9 protein-coding genes are annotated in these 19306 nt (G+C 49.7%); 1 reads left to right on the forward strand and 8 read right to left on the reverse strand.

Features of this window, described 5'->3' with window-relative positions; genetic code table 11:
• Positions 1-161: 161 nt before the first annotated feature.
• The 7 genes from GGU45_RS00735 to GGU45_RS00765 form a co-directional block, all read right to left on the reverse strand.
• Positions 162-1865, reverse strand: a complete 1704-nt coding sequence (locus tag GGU45_RS00735) for a family 43 glycosylhydrolase (protein ID WP_435221102.1) — start codon at positions 1863-1865, stop codon at positions 162-164.
• Positions 1866-2112: 247 nt separating this feature from the next.
• Positions 2113-4428, reverse strand: a complete 2316-nt coding sequence (locus GGU45_RS00740; RefSeq protein ID WP_435221104.1) for a glycoside hydrolase family 20 protein — start codon at positions 4426-4428, stop codon at positions 2113-2115.
• 136 nt (positions 4429-4564) lie between these two features.
• Positions 4565-6166 (reverse strand): alpha-L-fucosidase, encoded by a 1602-nt coding sequence (locus GGU45_RS00745; RefSeq protein WP_435221106.1) that lies wholly within the window; start codon positions 6164-6166, stop codon positions 4565-4567.
• Between the two features lie 5 nt (positions 6167-6171).
• Positions 6172-8385, reverse strand: a complete 2214-nt coding sequence (locus tag GGU45_RS00750; RefSeq protein ID WP_435221108.1) for a glycoside hydrolase family 95 protein — start codon at positions 8383-8385, stop codon at positions 6172-6174.
• Between the two features lie 125 nt (positions 8386-8510).
• Positions 8511-10784 (reverse strand): glycosyl hydrolase family 95 catalytic domain-containing protein, encoded by a 2274-nt coding sequence (locus GGU45_RS00755; protein WP_435221111.1) that lies wholly within the window; start codon positions 10782-10784, stop codon positions 8511-8513.
• Positions 10785-11068: 284 nt separating this feature from the next.
• Positions 11069-13396: a hypothetical protein gene (locus tag GGU45_RS00760; protein ID WP_435221112.1), complete on the reverse strand. Its 2328-nt coding sequence runs from the start codon at positions 13394-13396 to the stop codon at positions 11069-11071.
• Between the two features lie 498 nt (positions 13397-13894).
• On the reverse strand, positions 13895-16525 hold the full coding sequence (locus tag GGU45_RS00765) for a glycoside hydrolase family 3 C-terminal domain-containing protein (RefSeq protein ID WP_435221114.1): 2631 nt from the start codon (positions 16523-16525) through the stop codon (positions 13895-13897).
• A gap of 24 nt (positions 16526-16549) precedes the next feature.
• On the opposite strand from GGU45_RS00765, the gene GGU45_RS00770 reads away from it, so the two are divergent.
• Complete coding sequence (locus GGU45_RS00770; protein WP_435221116.1) at positions 16550-16696, forward strand: hypothetical protein; 147 nt, start codon at positions 16550-16552, stop codon at positions 16694-16696.
• Between the two features lie 371 nt (positions 16697-17067).
• Here the strand turns inward: GGU45_RS00770 and GGU45_RS00775 are convergent, their stop codons facing one another.
• The gene (locus tag GGU45_RS00775; protein WP_435221118.1) at positions 17068-18951 is read right to left on the reverse strand and encodes a glycoside hydrolase family 97 protein; all 1884 of its coding nucleotides are present in this window, start codon (positions 18949-18951) and stop codon (positions 17068-17070) included.
• Positions 18952-19306 lie beyond the last annotated feature (355 nt).

A 19306-nucleotide genomic window follows, 5' to 3' on the forward strand; every position in this document is an offset into this window, starting at 1 on the left:
CAATTTACAGACAACAGGCCCCGGAGCCCGGGTACTTAGCTGATCCTCAAAAACCATTAAGGAGTGAAGGGCCATTAAGGAATCATCGCTCTTAATGAACCTTCGTTGCTTGATGCCGCCTGAATGATCAACCGGGCATTTTTTTAATGGGTTTAAGCTTCTTAATACCTCTCGGTTTCTTTTCCCTTTGTGATACCACTCTCATTAAACCCATCCACCCTGAAATAATAGGGCACGCCCTTATTTAACCCGGGTAAGTCCAGACGGCTTTTACCATATACCATTGCCGAGTGAAACAACTTGCCCGCCTCCGTACCAAAATAAACCACATAGCCCGTTGCTTTTGCCGCAGGCGTCCATTCCAGCTGCGCTCTCCTGCTATCGGGCGGGTCCCGGGTTACTTTAACGGCGGCAACGGCAGCGGGCTTTGCCCCTGTTCCTTTTCCAAACACACGGAACCCCGACAAGGAGAACTTTCCCGCAGGCAGGGCCCGGTTCGTGATCCGCAAAAACCGGGTTTTAACGGGCCGGGGTAAAACAATATAATCATTCGCCCGATCCAGCTTGTTATCCGATTTATCGATCAACGGCTTCCAGCTCTTACCATCGGCGGAGCCTTCGATCACAAACTGGTACGGTGTATATGCCATCCCGGCTTTGAGCCGGGCATCCTGATCGGCAAAATTGACCTGCACAGCATTGACGGTGCTCTGCTGCAGCAGATCTACCTGCAGCCATTCGCCCGCATTGCCCGTTTGCGCGCTCCACCAATCGCGTATTTCCTCGTTCACCGCCTGCTCCGGAGCGTGCCCCGGTAAAGCAGAGGAGGCCTGCACCGGTTTGTTATAAGAAAGCAGCATCCAGCCGGTAAACAGACTTTCCTTTTCAAAATTCATTTTCCGCTGCGGCATCCGGGAAGGATAATCGCCAAATGCCGTGTTGCAATGCAGCTGGCCGTCCTTATCAAAAAACGCAGGGAACAGGCCGACCCTTCTTTCAAACATATGCCGCACAGAGATGGTCATGGTGGCCACATGCCAGTAGTTGCCATATTTATCCCGGAACGTATTGCCATGACCTGCCCCATTTATAAACCCACCGGGCTTATAAGAAAACGGGCTATTGGGCATATAGGTAAATGGCCCCAACGGCTGATCCGATACATACACCCCATCCCCATACACTTTAAACTCGGTGCCGGGGGCCGCATACTGCAGGTAGTATTTACCATTGTATTTATTCATCCAGGCGCCTTCATTCCATCCCCTTTTATTGCCATTATGCTGTTCGCCGGGCTCTTCCCACCCATATTCATTAAAATGATGGCTGATCAATACCTGTGGAGTGCCGATAGTATCGAACCTTCGCCCCGGGTCCAGCTCTATACCCATGATCGGGTTTACATTGGAGCAGCCATAATAAAAGTAAACACGGCCATCATCGTCTTTAAACAATGCCGGGTCCGTAACGCCCAGCGGAAATCGCTTCCGGTATACCTGCCAGTTATCCTGAAGCGGGTCCGTACTAAAATAGATGTTCCGCGCCCCCTGCGATGCCATAAAAAAAACGGTATCATGGATGGTTGCAACCGCAGGCGCATAGTCCTCCGTGGGTAAGGTTTTGGAGGGCCGGAATACCCAGTTTAGCAGATCGCTGCTATGCCAGTAACCACCCGACTTGGAGGCATAAAGAAAATAGTTGCCCCGGTACAAATGGATCACCGGATCAGCAGCCTCCCGGTAACCCAGCCCATCGTAGCTAAAGCGATAGTTAAGGTTGAGCGGGTTGCACCATGTGTTGGCTTGCTGCCCCCATGCAGCTATACTGAGGAGACAATTCAACACCAATATGATTCCTTTTATCATCCGATTTCTGATTTTTGATTTCCCATTCCCCATTCGCTACCGAGAGGTTGCCGCTATGAGGCTGACGCCTATTCACCATCCCCTATTCAATGTCGTTTCCTTGAGGTTTTTTATCGCCTGCCCTACGCATATATTTCAACACAACTCTTAGTAAAATTGCAGGATCTAACCTGAAACTTTAAACCTGAAACCCGCTCTTAAGGAAACGGTATTGATTCACTATTTCCTATTCACTATTGCCTATTGCCTACTCCACCATGATCTCATCACAGAAAAGCCAGGCGGCCTGTCCTTCGCCCGGGTGCCCTTTGGGGCATTGCCCCAGGTTTTTGGCGGTAACCCTTACATAACGAAAACTGCGCTGACCGAACTTTGCTGTAAAATCTTTTGTCTGTGCCGCTTTGTCGGCCACCGGAACCGTGTTCATTACTTTGGCAACTTCGGAAAATTGTTTTCCATCATCAGATACCTCAAACTGCACCCACTGCGGAAAAAAGATCCATTGTCCGTAATGCTGCAAACAACCCAGGGTAATGGTGCCGGCTGTTACCGGCTGCCCCAGGTCGATGGTAGCCACCATATCACTACCATTGAATGCATGCCACTGTTTCCCCGCATCTGTTGTACCCCGGATGCCATCCACCAGCGTAGAAGGGCCGTTGGCGGGGTAATATTTACTGTAAGGCGTTGCATACTGCAAGGGGCGCCCGGTTGCTTTATTCAATGTAAAAGCCTGGTGCGCAGGCCGCCCTCTTACCATACTATTGTTTATGGCCAGGGCCGCTTTTACCGTCATCGCACCTTTTACTTCAAAAGGCTTTTCATAACGCTGGCTGCCGGTGCCGGGGTCGGTGCCATCTGTTGTATAATAGATCGTTCCGTCTTCGTTTTCGGTTTCGAGGCTTACCAGCAGTTTACCATCAACCACCTGTGGTTTAATATCTACTTTAAAATTGCCTTTGGAATAATGCAATCCCCTCTGCTCATACCCAACCAGGTGTGGCTGCAGCCGCCGGTTAAAATCCTTCCAGTTGCGGGTGTTCTTTGGGCTCCACAATACTTCGGAAAGCGCCGGCATCCGCGGCAGGATCATATACAACACGTGCTCGTAACTGGAGATCTGTTCCGTCCACAAATTAGCCTGTGCACCCAATACATGCTTAGCCTGTGCGCTGTTCAACTCCGCCGGAATGGGTTCATAATTATACACCCGCTTCAGGGTATTAAAACCACCGAAGGCCAATGGTTCCGTTTCGGGGTCGCCCTGGTAGTAGTCAAAGTAAAGCGGACCGGTGGGGCTCATAACCACATCATGATCCATTTGGGCCGCCTTAATACCACCGGATTCTCCACGCCAGCTCATTACGGTTGCTTCGGGCGCCAGGCCGCCTTCAAGGATCTCATCCCACCCTATTAGTTTCCGGCCATTGGCTATCAGGAACTTTTCCATGCGGCGTATAAAATAACTTTGCAGCTCTTCCTCATTTTTCAAACCCTCCGTTTTCATCCGGCGCTGGCAGCGTTCGCATTGTTTCCAGCTGGTCTTATCCACCTCATCTCCCCCTACATGAATATACCGGGAGGGGAACAATGCCATCACTTCTTTTAAAACATCCTGCAGAAATGCAAAAGCACTGTCATTACCCGCACAATAGTTGGGATGCACATCCTTACCGTAAAAATCTCCCGTTTCGGCAAAGGAATGTTTGTGCGGTACACAGGAATATTCCGGGTAAGCCGCCATGGCTGCTTCTGAATGACCCGGCATTTCAATTTCGGGCACAACGGTAATTTGTCTTGCCGCTGCATAGGCCACAATTTCCTTTATTTGTTCCTGGGTGTAATAACCGCCATAGGTAGCTTTATTCCTGTCGGCATTAAACCGAACCTGGGACCAATCCCAGGGCTTCCCCCAGTCGTCCACCCGCCAGGCCGCCAGCCCCGTAAGCTTCGGATATTTTTTTATTTCGATCCTCCAGCCCGCGCCATCTGCCAGATGCCAATGAAACCGGTTCATTTTATACATAGCCAGCAGATCGATAAACTCCTTTACCAGCTCCGGTGAAAAAAAATGGCGGCTTACATCCAGCATCATCCCCCGCCATTTGAACCGGGGGTAATCACTGATCTCCATACAGGGGATCCGGATGAACTGGTTGGTGCGCACAGCCGGGAGCGTTTGCAATAAGGACTGCGCCGCATAAAACAAACCTGCCGGCTTATTGGCGCGGACCGCAATGCGGGTGGGTGTTACGGATAAAGTATAACCTTCTTCACCAACCCCTTCTGTTGGGCCCATACTGAAATGAATAATTTTTCCCGTGGCAGTTGCTTTTACCGGAAGCGTATAACCACTTACCTGTTTGACCGCACCGGTAAAATAGCTGATGATACCGGCCGCTTCCCTGCCGGCCACTGAAGCCTGTACCTGTACATTCTTATCCAGCAGGAAAACGCCCTCCTTTAAATCCAGCTTTACCGGCTGTGGAATGATGTGCACCGATGGCTGTGCATTTAAAAAAAATGTCAAAAACAAAAGCCCTGTCAATAATCCGGATCGCATATTTTCTTATTTAAAAATTCATGTTCAATCAATAGCTCAGTATACTTCGTCCTTGCTCAGTATACTTCGTCCTTGCTCAGTATACTTCGGCTGTGCTCAGTATGCTTCGTCATAGCTCAGTGTACTTCGTCCTTGCTCAGTATTTCCCTCCTTCTAACCTGACCACCGCCGTATACCCCCTTCCGGCGGAAGACGGAATGGTCAGCCGCAACGCTTCATCATCCTGCCGGAATGCTATCTTTTTATTGGCTCCCAACAAAATGGCCTTTTTTATTTTGCCCGGGTGCTGCGCCGATCGTAAGCCCAGCGAAGGGAGTACCAGCTCACCGGCAGCCGGGTTCAGCACAAACACATACAGGTTCTTTCCTTTTATGGTAAAGCGTACTTCGTTGGGCGAATAAGCCGGGCTTGCAATTGTCCGTTCGTTAAAATCATCGGAAGATCCTTGCTTCTTGTAGGCTTCTTCATCGGTGATGCTTACATCTTTAGTACGCACGATCCCTTTAAAATTATCGCCGTACACGCTCCAGGGTGCTGAAGCATAAATAGCTTCCTTATTGCGGTTCATCCACCAGCCGATGGTATCCAATATCATTTTATGATCCGGCGGTATGGTACCATCAGCGAGGAGCTCCACATTCAGCAACAGGTTGCCGTTCTTACTGATCATGTCGGTAAATGACTCAATAACGGTCCTTGCATTGTGCCGGGAGGGAATCTCCTTCTTATAGAACCAATGCGTAAAGGTCATGGTCCCCTGCCACGGGTAGGGCAATATTTCAGAAGCACCACCCCGCTCAATATCTTTCAGTACCATCGGCTCATTACTAATCTTTCCGGCTACCACAACCGAGAGGTTGCCGTGTTTCTGCAAATGGCTGTTCAAAAAGACCCTGCTGGCTTCTTTACCATATTTTCCATAAGGGAAACCATAACCATCGAACCAAAGCATATCCACATCATATTTTGTTGCCAGTTCTATATGCCGGTCAAGCCAGTTCTTCTTTACGCTTTCTTCCCACTCTTTTGTCCTTTTTTCGGGCGGCAGGCCATACAAATCCGCCGGATCCAGCCCCTCCCACCATTTGCCGATACCATCGGCCTTTGTTAAATTACCATCATACTTTACGCCCTTTTTGGGTCCGGAAATGTCGCTGCCAAAAGCCGGCAACCACCAACCCATAAAGCGGTCATCATGCGAGCTAACCCCAAAGGGAATCTTATACTTTGCCGCTGATTTACGGAACAAACCAATGATATCCTTTTTGGGGCCTACGTTGACCGAGTTCCAGGCATGATGGGTTGAATTAAAATTATCGAAATGATCGTGATGATTGGCCAGCGCTACAAAATACTTTGCCCCAATACTCTTGAAATAACGCAGAAGCGCATCCGTATCCAGGTGCTCCGCCTTCCATTGATGGATGACGTCTTTAAAACCCACTTCAGATGGATGTCCGAAATGGCGCAGATGATAGGGATAGGCATTGGCGCCAAAGGTTTGTCCGCCCACGTCCTGCATGTACATATGACGCGCATACCATCCGCCGCCGCTGTCCGGCAATGTTTGTGCCCCCCAGTGTACCCAGATACCCAGCTTTGCTTCCGTAAACCATTTTGGGAACTGGTACTGTTTGCCCAGCTGTTCCCAGCTTTGATCTTTTGTAGTCTGTGCGTGAGCTATATGTAGGCCCGCAAAAAACAGGGCAATCCCAAAAACAAACAATTTCTTAAACATGATACTTATTTTTTTGCCGAGGCGGACATCACCTCTTTTATACTTCCATTAATCCTTAGCTTAACCGGCTGGGGCTTTTCAGAAGCGATCCTGTAGGCGGTTACCTTTCCGTTCTTCCAGCTGCAGTCCACGGTAAATCCGCCACGGGCCTTTAATCCCTTAAAGGAACCGGAAGTCTTCCAGGCCGCCGGGATGGCCGGCAGCAGGTTGATGATACCGGCGTGACTTTGCAATAACATCTCCGGTATGGCGCCACTGATACCCAGGTTGCCATCGATCTGAAAAGGAGGATGAGTGGTAAACAGATTGGGCAACATATTGTAGGTAAACAGCCCGCGGATCATCATGCCGGCTTTTTCTCCTTGGCCCAGGCGCGCCCACATGGCACAGCGCCAGGGCCAGGACCAGGACCGGCGGCTATCGCCTACAGTAGACTCCACGGTAAAAGGTTTATTGATATTTTTTCCATAGTTACCGCTGCGGCTGCGCAAAGAAATGATTGCTGCCTTTGCCAGTTCCGGTGTCTGGGTTGGGTTAATCTGCCGGCCGGGATATACCGCAAACAAATGCGAGGTATGGCGGTGCTGGTCATCCGGATCATCGCGGTCTGCCTGCCACTCCTGCAACTGTCCCCATTTTCCAATTTTATTGGGCGCCAGCTGGCGTTGCATATCGGCCACTTTTTGCTGGTAGTCTGCATCTATGTCTAATGCTTTGGCCGCATCCAGGTAGTTCTGAAACAGGTCCCATACCAATTGCTGATCGTGCATTACCCCATCCTCGCGCGGGCCGTGTTCGGGCGACCAGCCATTGGGTACTACCAGCGTGCCATCCGGTAATTTCTTTAACCGGTCTTCCCAATAATTACAGATCTCTTTCAATATGGGGTAAGCCGTTGTTTTAAGATACTCCGGATCCCTGGTGAAGGCCCAATGTTCGTATACATGCTGTGCATACCAGGCACTGGCCGGTATATTCCACTCCCATCCATTGCCTCCAAAAATACTCTGACTGGTACGGGCCGTCCACCCCCGTGTATGCTGACCAAAGGCCTTGCGGGTGGCTATCCGGCAGGGCTCCGCCTGTGCTACGATGTAATCGATCAGCGGCTGATTGCATTCTGAAAGGTTGGCCGGCTCTGCCAGCCAGTAATTCATCTGGATGTTAATATTATTATGATAATCGCTGGCCCAGGGTGGATTATTGCTATTGTTCCACAGTCCCTGCAGGTTTGCGGGCAATCCACCGGGGCGCGAGCTGCTGATGAGCAGATACCGGCCATACTGAAACAGAGTTTCTTCCAGATCGGGGTCCTGTCCTCCGGCTGCATACCGGGTACGCCGGGTATCTGTAGGCAGACTGCCCAGGGCGGCAGGCGTGGTTCCAATATCGATACGCGCAGCAGCAGCCAGCCTTGTAAAATCTTTTATATGCGCGGCCCGCAGCTGTGCATAGCTCTTGCCCAGCGCCGCAGACAATTCCTTTTCTATTACCGGCAACGGATCTGCGCCGCGCCAGCCGGCATTATAGTCGGGCTTATAATTGGTACGGGCATCCAGGTACAAGGTCAGGGTATTGCAACCGGTAAATACCAGTTGATCATCCTTTGCCGTTACGGTGCCCCCATCATTAACCACCCTTACCTGAGCGGCATATTTGAGCTGGTTGGCCATGGTAGCAGCTAATTGCAGCCGGCTTTCAACAGCCTCCGGCTTTGCACCCTGGGCTGACCAAAGACTGATGCGTCCTGATAATGTCCCCTTCTTACCAGCAGTATACCGAAACACCATAACCTGGTCCGGGTAGCTGGCAAAAGCTTCACGTTGGTAGGAAACTCCGGCGCTCTTAAATGTATTGTTGTGCATTCCTGTGACCAGGTCCAGGCTCCGCCGGTAATCCGTGTAACCAGCCCCCCGGTCAAAGGCCAGGCGAATTTCTCCAAAATTGCGGTAGGCTCCAAAACCATGATCACCTGTATTATAGGCTCCGTCCCAGTTATTATCACCGCTCCAGAGGCTTTGTTCATTAAACTGGATGGTGTCATTTGTTACCCCTCCCATCATCATGGCGCCCATGCGCCCATTGCCGATGGGCAACCGTTCCGCATCCCATTTAGCGGCCGGTTGGGCATACCATAAAACAATGGGGGTTTTGTCCTGCGCCGGGGCAGCAGCGGCCGCTAAAAGTATCAGAAACGCACCCAGTAATCTTTTTTTCATTCGTAAACTTTTATTTTTTGATGGTCGAATGTAACCTCTGATGATTATCCCGAAAACTATCAGGATTATTCTCCTGCGTGATAAAAGTAAAATTTTTAATCATGTCGGTTTCATGCCCAATATTACTACTTTTTATAAATGGAAAGGGTTTCTCCTTTTGAAGTAGGTATCATGATCTGCGCTCCCGAGCGCCGGGAGCCGGACTTTTTATTGCTCCGGATCATCAGCTCTTTACCAGGCCAGGGGTTTTGCAGGTTCACTGGCCGCCCCTGTTCGCTATGTACTTTTATGTATTGCACTTCCCCATCTTTAATAGCTGATGAAACAAGAAAAGCTCCTTCGCTCCGGATATTCGTAAACGCGGCATTCCTGCTTCGGGGCCATACGGCAAACACGCGCAATACGCCCTGGTTTCCCATGCAAAGCATTTCATTGATGGTATTGGGTACCGTGCTGCAGTTTTCTATACCGTGCGGATTGTTTAGCTGAAAACCGTTGGGATATGTATGCAGACTGTAAGCCCGGAGCTCTTTCAGAATGGTATCGGCGTTATAGCCTACCCGCACAGCTGCGGGGAAAAAACTGTTGGAACCGTTAAAGTCTTTCCAACGCCGCATGGCATCGATCGTGTTATGCGCCACCTTTAGCAGACGGGCATCGCTGTTGAGCCCGATAGCGCCGGCGGGATAAATATGCTGGATGCCCAGGGTATTATCGCTCCACCAGGCGGTACCTTTTTCGCTATACCGGAAAACTGTTTTACCCTCCCGTTCCTGCGTAGTGTACCCTGCCAGGCTATCAGCCTTTCCCTGCCAGCTGCTGCGCAACGCCTGATCTACCCCCAGAACGGTACTCATATCAATAGCTGTTTTGAGTACCATGGGCACCAGTCCCAGTGAAAGGATCGGGTTGAGGGTGCCGATGGTTCCTTCATGAATAGCATCGTTTTCGATGATATAGCGGCCACCTTCTTTCTTCAGATATTTGTCCCAAAACTGAGCTACTGCTTTTATATAGGGATATACCCTGCGGGTAAATGTTTTGTCGTAGGTCCTGTAAAACTGCATGCTCAAATTAACAGCACCATAAGCCGCATTGCTTTTTTGTCCAAAAAACAACCCTTCGTCCTCCGCCTCTCCGCTTTTAATATAGCCGGAGCGGTATTTCTCCATGAGCGTATTCTTACGGGTTGTTTCAATACCCAGGGGCCCGATTCCCACCGGGTACAGTATTCCCTGGCTAATGCCTGTAATTTTTTGGGAATAATAGCGACCGCGTTTCATAAAATCGAGCAGTGGCGCCTCATAAGGCAGGGCCTGCTCCAGCCGGTTGGCCCCATACAGCGCATAAAAGGGGGCGCTGTAATTATAATTCAGATGATAATCGCCGTTCCACGCAGGGATCTCGTTGGTAACCCAGCTGCCAAAGATGCCGGGAGGAAACCGGGGATCGCGGCTGCAGGCCGCCATATTATAGAGTGAGCGATAGTATTGATGTTCCGTTACCGAATCGCCGATATTGACAAAACTCTTGTTCCAATAATCACTCCACCAGGCCCGGTGTTGGGCTGTTTCCTTTTTAAAAGCAGCGATCGTAAATCCATGTACCTTCTGCAGCACGGAAGAAAGCGGTTCCTTACTTTTAAAATTACCCGAAAAAGCGCAGACCAGGTATGCAGTTTGTCCGGGCAATAGGGAAAGCGTTTGTTTGTCCTGCCCAATCAGCTTACAAGCTGCTGTGGCTTTTGTGGGCTGATCCACGTCTTTTACAAACCCCCTTTCGATCCAGGCGGCACCGGTTTTATCGGTTCCACTTTGCGTTACATCTTCAAATTTATTTTCCAGGGGCGGGTTTACATGAAACTGGTCTTTACCCGGCAGCTCCAGTGCAAAATTGCCATCCAATGCCGTAGTACCTGTATTGGTAACCGTGATCAGCAACAGATCGCCGGTGGCAGAAAGGAGCGACTGCAGCTGCACGGCTGTTGCTTCTTTTGTAAATGAAGACTGTGTTGTTGCCGTATACAGATCCTGCTCCACGTGGTAGATTGCACCTTTTAAAGCAGAAAAGTTGATACCAAGCCTTCCCAACACGGCAGGATAGGATTCATTAAAGCCCGACTTAAGCCTCCAGAAATCATTGCGGGCCAAATAATAATACTGTGCTTCCGGCGGCCCTGCCATTGCTGCAGCTGTATAACCATTGCCCAGCAACGGGGCATCCACAGCTACAGTGCCAGGTGTCTTAACCGGCGGTGCATTAAAAACATTGTGGTAACGGTTTACAATTTCCTTTGCCGGATTGTTCTGCGCAGTTATGGTTACCGGGATCCCCAAAAGAATGGTACAAATTATTCTTAAAGGCAGGCTTCTGATCGTTATTTTCTGTTTGCGGGTCATTGGTTGGGGAGTGAGGTTTTTTTTTAGTGAGATGTTGATGGTGAAATGCTTTTGGTGAAATGTTTTTTGGTGAAATGTTTTTTGGTGAGATGTTTTTTAGTGAGATGTTGATAGTGAGATGTTGGGGTGAATAGGCAATGGTGAAAAGTGAATGGTGAAAATTTCTTACCAAATCCATATTCCGATTTCTTCGCATTCTCACATTTCTGCATTGCCATATTTTTTACATTTTTACATTCTCACATCTCCATATTTCCACATTCTCACATTTTCAAATTTTCAAATTAGAAAGTGCTCACTTTTCCGTTTTGAGCTACCCGTACTATTATTTCCGCTCCTGATTTTATTGTCACCCTGGGCCAGCCCACAAAGGCGGTATACGACAATGGCTTTACGGCCTGCCTGCTGTTCTCAGTAAAAACGGATACCGACGCATCATAACTGGTGTTGTTTTTAACGGCCAGCTTTATTCCCTCCTTACCGGAGCTTACGATCCGGGCCTCTACATGATCAAATACCCTGATCATTTTTTTATCTGTCCGGAGGTAGATCCCCGGCAGCTCAATGGCCATCAATGCCCCGTTGGTTTCCGTCCAGGAATTTCTTGTATTGATATAATTGCCAATGCTGCCCCTTCCTTCTGCATCGCTGGGCTGGATACGCTCCATACTGCTGCCCACGAGATTATTGGTAGTGCTGTGATCCGGCGGAATGTTCACCGCCTCCGCCTGGGCATGCTGTATATCGCGGATCAGGTCTGCATACAGGGGGTTACCCGTAGCCCTGAACAGTTTGAACAGGTAATCGCCCGATGCCGTACAGATGCCGGGGGCCGCATGTTTGTTCTGGATACTGGCCCATACAGCGCCGGCCATTTTACTGCCCAGTTTACCGATCTGACTATTGGCCGGAAAAACCGGGTCATAAGAGATCGTCCATGAAGCGCATAATGCCGCCTGCACTTCTGCTTTCTTTAGCCAGCTTTTGTCGCCGGTATAGTGATAGAGGGCCATGAGGGATTCCAGGAACCCAAAGGCCGATTCGGAATTGGCGTCCATTGAAATATCGCCGCAATCGCCGCCGGTGAGTCCCTGCTCTACCACATCCCGCTGGTAGTAATATTCAGCAGATTCTTTAGCTACCTGCAGCCATTCTTTATTTTTAAAATATTCCGATGCAAGGGCCAGCCCGGCAGGTACAATGGCCCCGGCGGTGGAATTATAAACGGCGATCTTCCCGGTGGCTGGTGCAATGTACTGTCCAAATTGTCCATCCTGTTTCCAGGTACGGGTAAATGCCGCTGCCAGTTTTTTGGCTGCCGTTTCCCATTCCGGTTTGATCGCTGCCTGGTACCCCTGTGCTTTCAGCAGCATCAGGTGTTTTAGCAGCCATAACAATGCGTCCGCGTTCTTGCGTACCATGGCCTGCACTTCCGGAAAAGCCGGGTTCATTTTTTCCGGCCGGATCTTTCCTTCAGCTGTAATACCTCCATAAAAATAGCCGCTCTTCCCCTGCAGTTTCGTTACTACAAAATCCAGTTCCTGCGCTACCCGCGCCCGCTCTTTTGCATTATTCAATGCCAGCATGGGGTAGGTATTCATCATGCCGCTTACCCATCCCAGCTGAAAGTCTTTACTGTTCTCCGGAAGATAATAGCTACCCACCGGAAACTCCCGGAAATTATTGCTGGTGATGGTAGTAGCAAGCCCGGTATAGTAACTCATCGGCAGCCAGTTGCGCGGCTGGTTGGGACCAGAGATATCCTTCCGGTGTTTCATAAACCCGGTCAGCAGGTCCGGGATGCTGGTCGCCGGCATTATATAGATCCGGAAGTGCAGGACCAGCTGGTCGCCGGCTTTCCAATCGGGGGCTTTATCCCCGCTGGGATGAAAGTCGCCAAATCCCGGAGCCTGTCGGCGCATAGCCGGCGCCGTAATGGAAAAGCGGCATTGATCGCCCGCTGCATTTTCTGCAATCGTGAGCCCATGATTGCCATACACCGAACGCTGATCTGTTAGTACCATAAACCCTTTTTGTTTTGCAGGTGCATAATAACAAAGCGCCGGCGTTGCAGCATTGCCGGTTTGCAATTCAACCAGCGAAGCCTTTCCGGGCTCTACCGATAAGCGCGGGTTATTGGAAATGGTCAGGGGCACTTTAGGATTGTAATACATTTCCTTTGGATAATCAGGGTTATAACCGTTGCCGATAGAGGGGTACCGGTTACCATTATACACAATGGCCGGCACCAGTACATAGTTGTTCCTGCTCCAGCTGCTGAAATCAAAATCCACATTTACCGCTGTTGCTTTTGATACACCTTTGGTTAGTGCAAAGACAGCCGTTACATCCAACGCACCCGGGGTTTCTTTAACCGGCTGCACTTTTAACTGTACCTGCCATCCACCCGGCAGTGCGGGCCGCTGCTGTGTGGCAATGTGTTCCTCTGTAAGTGTCGTACCCTCATACTTCCGGATACTTACCTGCAGGTGGCCGTTTAAAGGTTTTAACCATTGATCCACTGCACTAAAGGACTGCGCAGCTGTGGTTTGAAGAAACAAAGACCCAAGGATCGTCAACAAAAAAGATAAACTGTAAAAGCTACGATTCATGTTTGAAAGATGTTGTTATGTAAAATATTTCTCAGCTTCGCCCGAATATGACGTGGTCAAAAAAAATAAATAGCGAAGATTATGTTTCATATAATAGTATTATTTAACTCGTTGTGCGAGGCGTGACGCCTCGTATATCGGTAGCGATTTCCCGCTTTGCTCATTATTCTGTCAGAGATTTCCCGGCTTCACTTCGTTACGCTTAGAGATTTCCCACTTTGCTCATTATTCTGCCAGAGATTTCCCGGCTTCACTTCGTTACGCTTAGAGATTTCCCACTTTGCTCATTATTCTGTCAGAGATTTCTCGGCTTCACTTCGTTACGCTTAGAGATTTCCCACTTTGCTCATTATTCTGTCAGAGATTTCTCGACTTCACTTCGTTACGCTTAGAGATTTCCCACTTTGCTCATTATTCTGCCAGAGATTTCTCGACTTCACTTCGTTACGCTTAGAGATTTCCCACTTTGCTCATTATTCTGTCAGAGATTTCTCGACTTCACTTCGTTACGCTCGAAATGGCGACCGTTTTCTGCACAAAAGCCGGCGTACCGGCCAGTGCGTGCACCGGCTGCCCCCCTCCTACACTGATCGTAAGATTTCCGGAGGGTATATAACTTTTACCTTCTTCACTAACCAGTTCCAGGTCTTCCGGATTCAACAGAAATTTCACTTCCTTTGTTGCTCCTTTTTTCAGCACCACCCGCTGAAATCCCTTCAGCGCTCTTAGAGGCGCCCTGCCTTTGATGCCGGCATAAGACAGGTACAACTGCACCACTTCCTCCCCATCCCGGTTGCCGGTATTGGTTACGGATACGGATACGGGCAATGATTTGTTCTTTATAATTTTTGCAGGCAGGTTTAAGCCGGCATATTTGAAGTGAGTATAGCTGAGTCCCCAGCCAAAGGGATATAATACCTCTTTAGTATAGTACCGGTAGGTCCTGTTGACCATGGCATATTCCTTAAAATCCGGAAGCGAAGCATCGTCTTTATAAAAGGTAACCGGCAGCCGGCCGGAAGGGTTATAGTCGCCAAACAAAACATCGGCGACCGCCGTACCAGCACTCTGCCCGCCATACCAGGCATTCAATATAGCCGGAAGTTCTTTTTGCTCCCAGGGTATCGCGATAGCGCTGCCGGTAAGCATTACAAAGACTACGGGTTTTCCGGTTGCCTTTAACTGTTTTAATAGCTCTGTCTGCACTTCCGGCAATAGGATGGAAGTGCGGTCGCCGCCATTGAAGCCTTTTGCATTTACCCACATCTGCTCGCCTTCCAGCTCCGGCGAAATGCCGCCTGCATAAATGATCACATCCGCTTCCGCGGCCTGCCTGGCTATTGCCTGCATATCGGCCTTTCTGTCACTTCCTTTCTGCAGGCGCATAAAAGCGCCATCTTCATTCTGGCGGTATTCTAAAACCAGGTTATAGGTTTTGCCTTTCCGGACCTTCCATTTCAGGTTTCGTATCCCCAGGTTTCCCTTCCAGGAGTTGGCCACCAGGCTGTCATTCATAAACAGGCGGTAGCCATCATCGCCCTCCAGCTGAAACAAGAGCGTGGTATCAGCAGTTGCGGTAAAGCTGCTGCGGTAGCGGGCCGAGTAGTGATCGGCATTCACACCTGCCGCCGGCGCCTGTCCCTGGCTGAAAAAGCGATCCACCGCGGCAACCCTGCCGGTATGAACCACTGCACCTTCCAGGTTTTCATTGTTAAAGTACTGCACCTCAAAACCCGGCCGGCCTCCGTAGTGAAAGAACCCGTCTTCCACATCCGGCGTAAAGAGGATATCTGAAGTATACCCCACACCAGGCTGCCAGATCACTTCTGCGTCCGGGCCCAGCTTTTCCTTTATACCTTCAAGAACGGAAACGATTCGCGTGGGAAACCCGTTATAGTTGCCCAGCAAGGCAATGCGGTTATCTGCATTGGGTCCAATAACTGCTACCCGTTTTAGTTTTTTACTGAGCGGCAGCACTCCGGTATTTTTTAGCAATACGATCGATTCGCGCGCCATTTTTAACGACATTGCCTTGTGCCCCGGCGCTTCGAGGGTACTCATCGGCAATTGTCCATAGGGCACTTTATCTGCGGGGTCAAACATCCCCAGCCGGTAGCGAATGGTAAATAACCGTTTTACAGAAACATCAATTTGCTTTTCAGCAATCAACCCGGTCTTTACCGCATCCACCAACGACCGGTATACATTGTTACCACATTCCACATCGGTACCATGCATTACCGCATCGGCCGAAGCGTCTGAATTTGTTTTATGTGTTTTGTGCCTTTTAACAAAGTCATCAATGCCACCACAGTCACTGGTAACATAACCGGTAAACTTCCATTGGTTGCGAAGGATATCGCTCATCAGCAGATCACTGCCACAGCAGGGCTGTTTGTATACGGCGTTGTAAGCACACATTACCCCGGCTACTTTCGCGTTTACCACCAGTTCCCTAAAGGCCGGCAGGTAGGTATCCCAAAGATCGTAGGGCGTTGGGTTAAAATTATCCGTGTGCCGCGATTCTTCCGGGCCGCTATGCACGGCATAATGCTTGGCGCAGGCCGCCGCCAGCAGGTATTTGGGATCATTGCCCTGCAGGCCCCGTACAAATGCAGCGCCCAGTTTACCGGTCAGATAGGGATCCTCACCGTAGGTTTCCTGTCCACGTCCCCAGCGGGGATCCCGGAAGATGTTGATATTGGGCGTCCAGTACGTTAATCCTTTATAGCGGTCGCCGGTCTTCCCTTCCGTAACGGCAAGATGATTGATGGCCCGGCCTTCCAACGCAGAATAATAGGCCATCTGCTTTAAGGCTGCGGTATCCCAGGTGGCCGCCATACCAATGGCCTGTGGATAGACCGTTGTTTTGTACGGCGTACGTGCCACACCATGTAAGATCTCATTCCACCACTCATAGGCGGGGATCCCCAGGCGCTGAACAGCAGGAGCTGCATTCAACATCTGCGCTACTTTTTCCTCCAGTGTCAGCCGGCCTACCAGGTCATTTACCCGCTGCTCCATGGGAAGGGAGGCGTTCCACATGGGAAACTGTTTGTATTCCTGGGCATCTGCGGCTCCGGCAGCAAGGAGCGTTACAAGCAGGAATGTTATTTTTTTGAGTCGCATTTTTTGTTTTTATTTAAATGGTTTGTGAGGACACAAACCATTACCAAACCATCGCCTCCCGTTCATCAGTATAACAGCGATGCCAATACCGCCAATAATACCAATGCCCGTCCCGCCGCTTTTCCTGTTTTCGGCTTACTCCCGCCTGCAGACATTACAAGAAAAGGCTGAGGCCTGCGGTCGGCCCGTGGTTTGGGCAAACATATTAATATCTGCCTGGTCTTCTTTTGAGTGGCGGCTGTGCTTCCTGCCTTTGTCATTTTTACTGATTCATTTATTGTGCCCAATGCTACCGGTCATTGTCCGGAACAATCCGGGAACATTCCTGTACTTTGTATACCTGCAATCCCGTCCGGCTTAAGAAAAATTTCTGCAATCGCAAAATATCGTTTCATTTTCACTCAATTGGACAATCCCAGCTCAAGCTTTTTGTCATACTGAGCGGGGACCAAATTACATGGCACTGTTACAAACGGTAAAATTATCTTATTCCCGATCATCAGGAATACACTGAATTGATAAAGACTGATGCTTTTTTACCCTTACTTCAGCTGCCGGATCCAGATCGCCTGGCCTCCGGAAGGCAGCAGGGCCGCATCCAGCGTGGCAGATGCATCAACAGGTATCCTCTTTACAGACATTTTGGTACGCACCGGTGAGGCAGGATCATCATAATAAATGGAGGCTGTATATTTCTTGCCGGGTGTAAGGAAGCTACAGTGAATTTTAATATCCCTGCGCTCATTATTGGTAATGCTTCCAACAAACCAATCGTTTTTGCTTTTGCGGGCAATGGTTACATACTGCCCAATGGCGCCATCCAATACTTTTGTATCGTCCCAAACGGTAGGCACCCGGTCAAAAAATTCCAGTTCGGGTTCGTTCTGCGAGTCTTCCGGCCTGTCGTACCAGTACATGAACTGCAACGGGCTGTAATACACCACAGACAATGCCATCTGGTGGCCCGAGGTCGTTTTCAATACCCTTGCGTTTTGTGTTTCGGCCAGCTTCTGTTTCAACTCCGGCCGGTGATAATAACAGATGGTATAATCAGCCGCCCCCGCCAGGAACCGGGTAAAAGGCAGCACTGTATTATGTGTGGCATCCGGCATTTCCTCATTGCCCCTGACGCCTTCCTGCGTAAGCAGGTTGGGATAGGTGCGGCTAAAGCCGGTGGGCCGGTATTCATCATGAATATCTACCATCAGGTGATACTGCGCGCATTTCTTTACCGCATCATGCAGCCATTGGGTCCATTTAAAAGAACCCACATTTACAAAACCAAACTTGATACCGGCTACGCCCCATTGCTGGTATAAGGGCAACAATATATCCAGCTGCTTTGCCAGGGCAATCTGGTTCACATACAGGAAAACCCCGATTCCTCTTTGCCGGGCATACCGGATCACTTCCTGCATATCCAGGTCATTGACCGGGTTCCGTTTAGGATCGACACTTACCCGGCTTGCATCAGCAGCCGCATCATATTCATGTCCGTACCATCCGGCATCGAAATGGATGTATTGCAGGTGCCGTTTTACGGCAAAATCTACCAGGGTCTTTGCTCCTCCGGTGGAGAGTGTTATTTCCCGCATGACCTTGCCGGGTTTGATCCAGCCCGTATTTTTTATGGCGCAGGGAGGGTTCAGGTTTAGCAGCAGATCATTATTTGCCAGAAGCTCTGTGGGTTTTTGGGCTATCATGATCACCCGCCAGGGTGTGGCAAAGGGCGTTGGCAATACCACCTGGTCAAACATGGAGCAGGCAATCGTATTGGGCTTTGCCGAACTCAATGAAAATTTTGTACGACAATAGTTAACCACTTCTGCCTCAGCCAGTGCGGCATACAGACCATTTTGCAATTGAACTGTCAGGGGACGTTCAGCCTGTCCCGGCCATTTATCCAGAGACAGTAAGCGGTAAGTTCCCTGTGCATGATCGGTAAACCAAACCCGGGTATTTTCCGGAAGGCTGAATTCCGTAAGATCTTTGCGGATACTGATCGTTGCCGGTCCCGTACCAGTTTCCGGAAAACTGTAACGAAATGCAAGGCCCTCATTGTAGGCGCGTACTTCCAGCTGCATGGTTTGCGAAGAGCCATTTTTTTTTCTAAAACTAAACAGCTTTGCCTGGTAGCGGTCGCGCACTTTGCTGCGCTCCCCGTAAACAGGCGCCCACCAGTTGTCCTTCGAAAATGACCGGACAGCATTGCAGGTAAGATCTTTTTGCCAGTTCTCTATTCCCAGGGCCGAACGCTGAACCACTTCTTTTCCCTGATAGGAGACGGTGTAGCCGATATTCCCATCTTCATTAAAAAGGCTGAATACTGTTTTGCCATCCGGCGATTTTAATACGGTACCCGTTTGCGCAAAGGTTGCTGCTGTAGTAAGCAACAGGAAAAAAGAAAAGAAAATTTTATTTCGCATACTATTATTTTTTGCCACTGAGGCACTGAAACACTGAATACTTTTGTTTTGTCACAAAGAGCTGTTTTAACCCCAGGGGACGCCAGGGTTACGCTAAGTTCGCCAAAGCCATTTCCTTATTTCTTTTTGCGAGCGTTGCGAATTCCTTGCGCACATTGCGGTTAAGCGTGAGGCACTGAAACACTGAATACTTTTGTTTTGCCACAAAGAACTGTTTTAGCCCCAGGGGACGCCAGGGTTACGCTAAGTTCGCCAAGCTATTTCCTTATTTCTTTTTGCGAGCGTTGCGAATGCCTTGCGCACATTGCGGTTAAACGTGAGGCACTGAAACACTGAATACTTTTGTTTTGCCACA

This window comes from Niabella hirudinis (assembly GCF_051201075.1).
In the GTDB taxonomy this organism is placed as follows: domain Bacteria; phylum Bacteroidota; class Bacteroidia; order Chitinophagales; family Chitinophagaceae; genus Niabella; species Niabella hirudinis.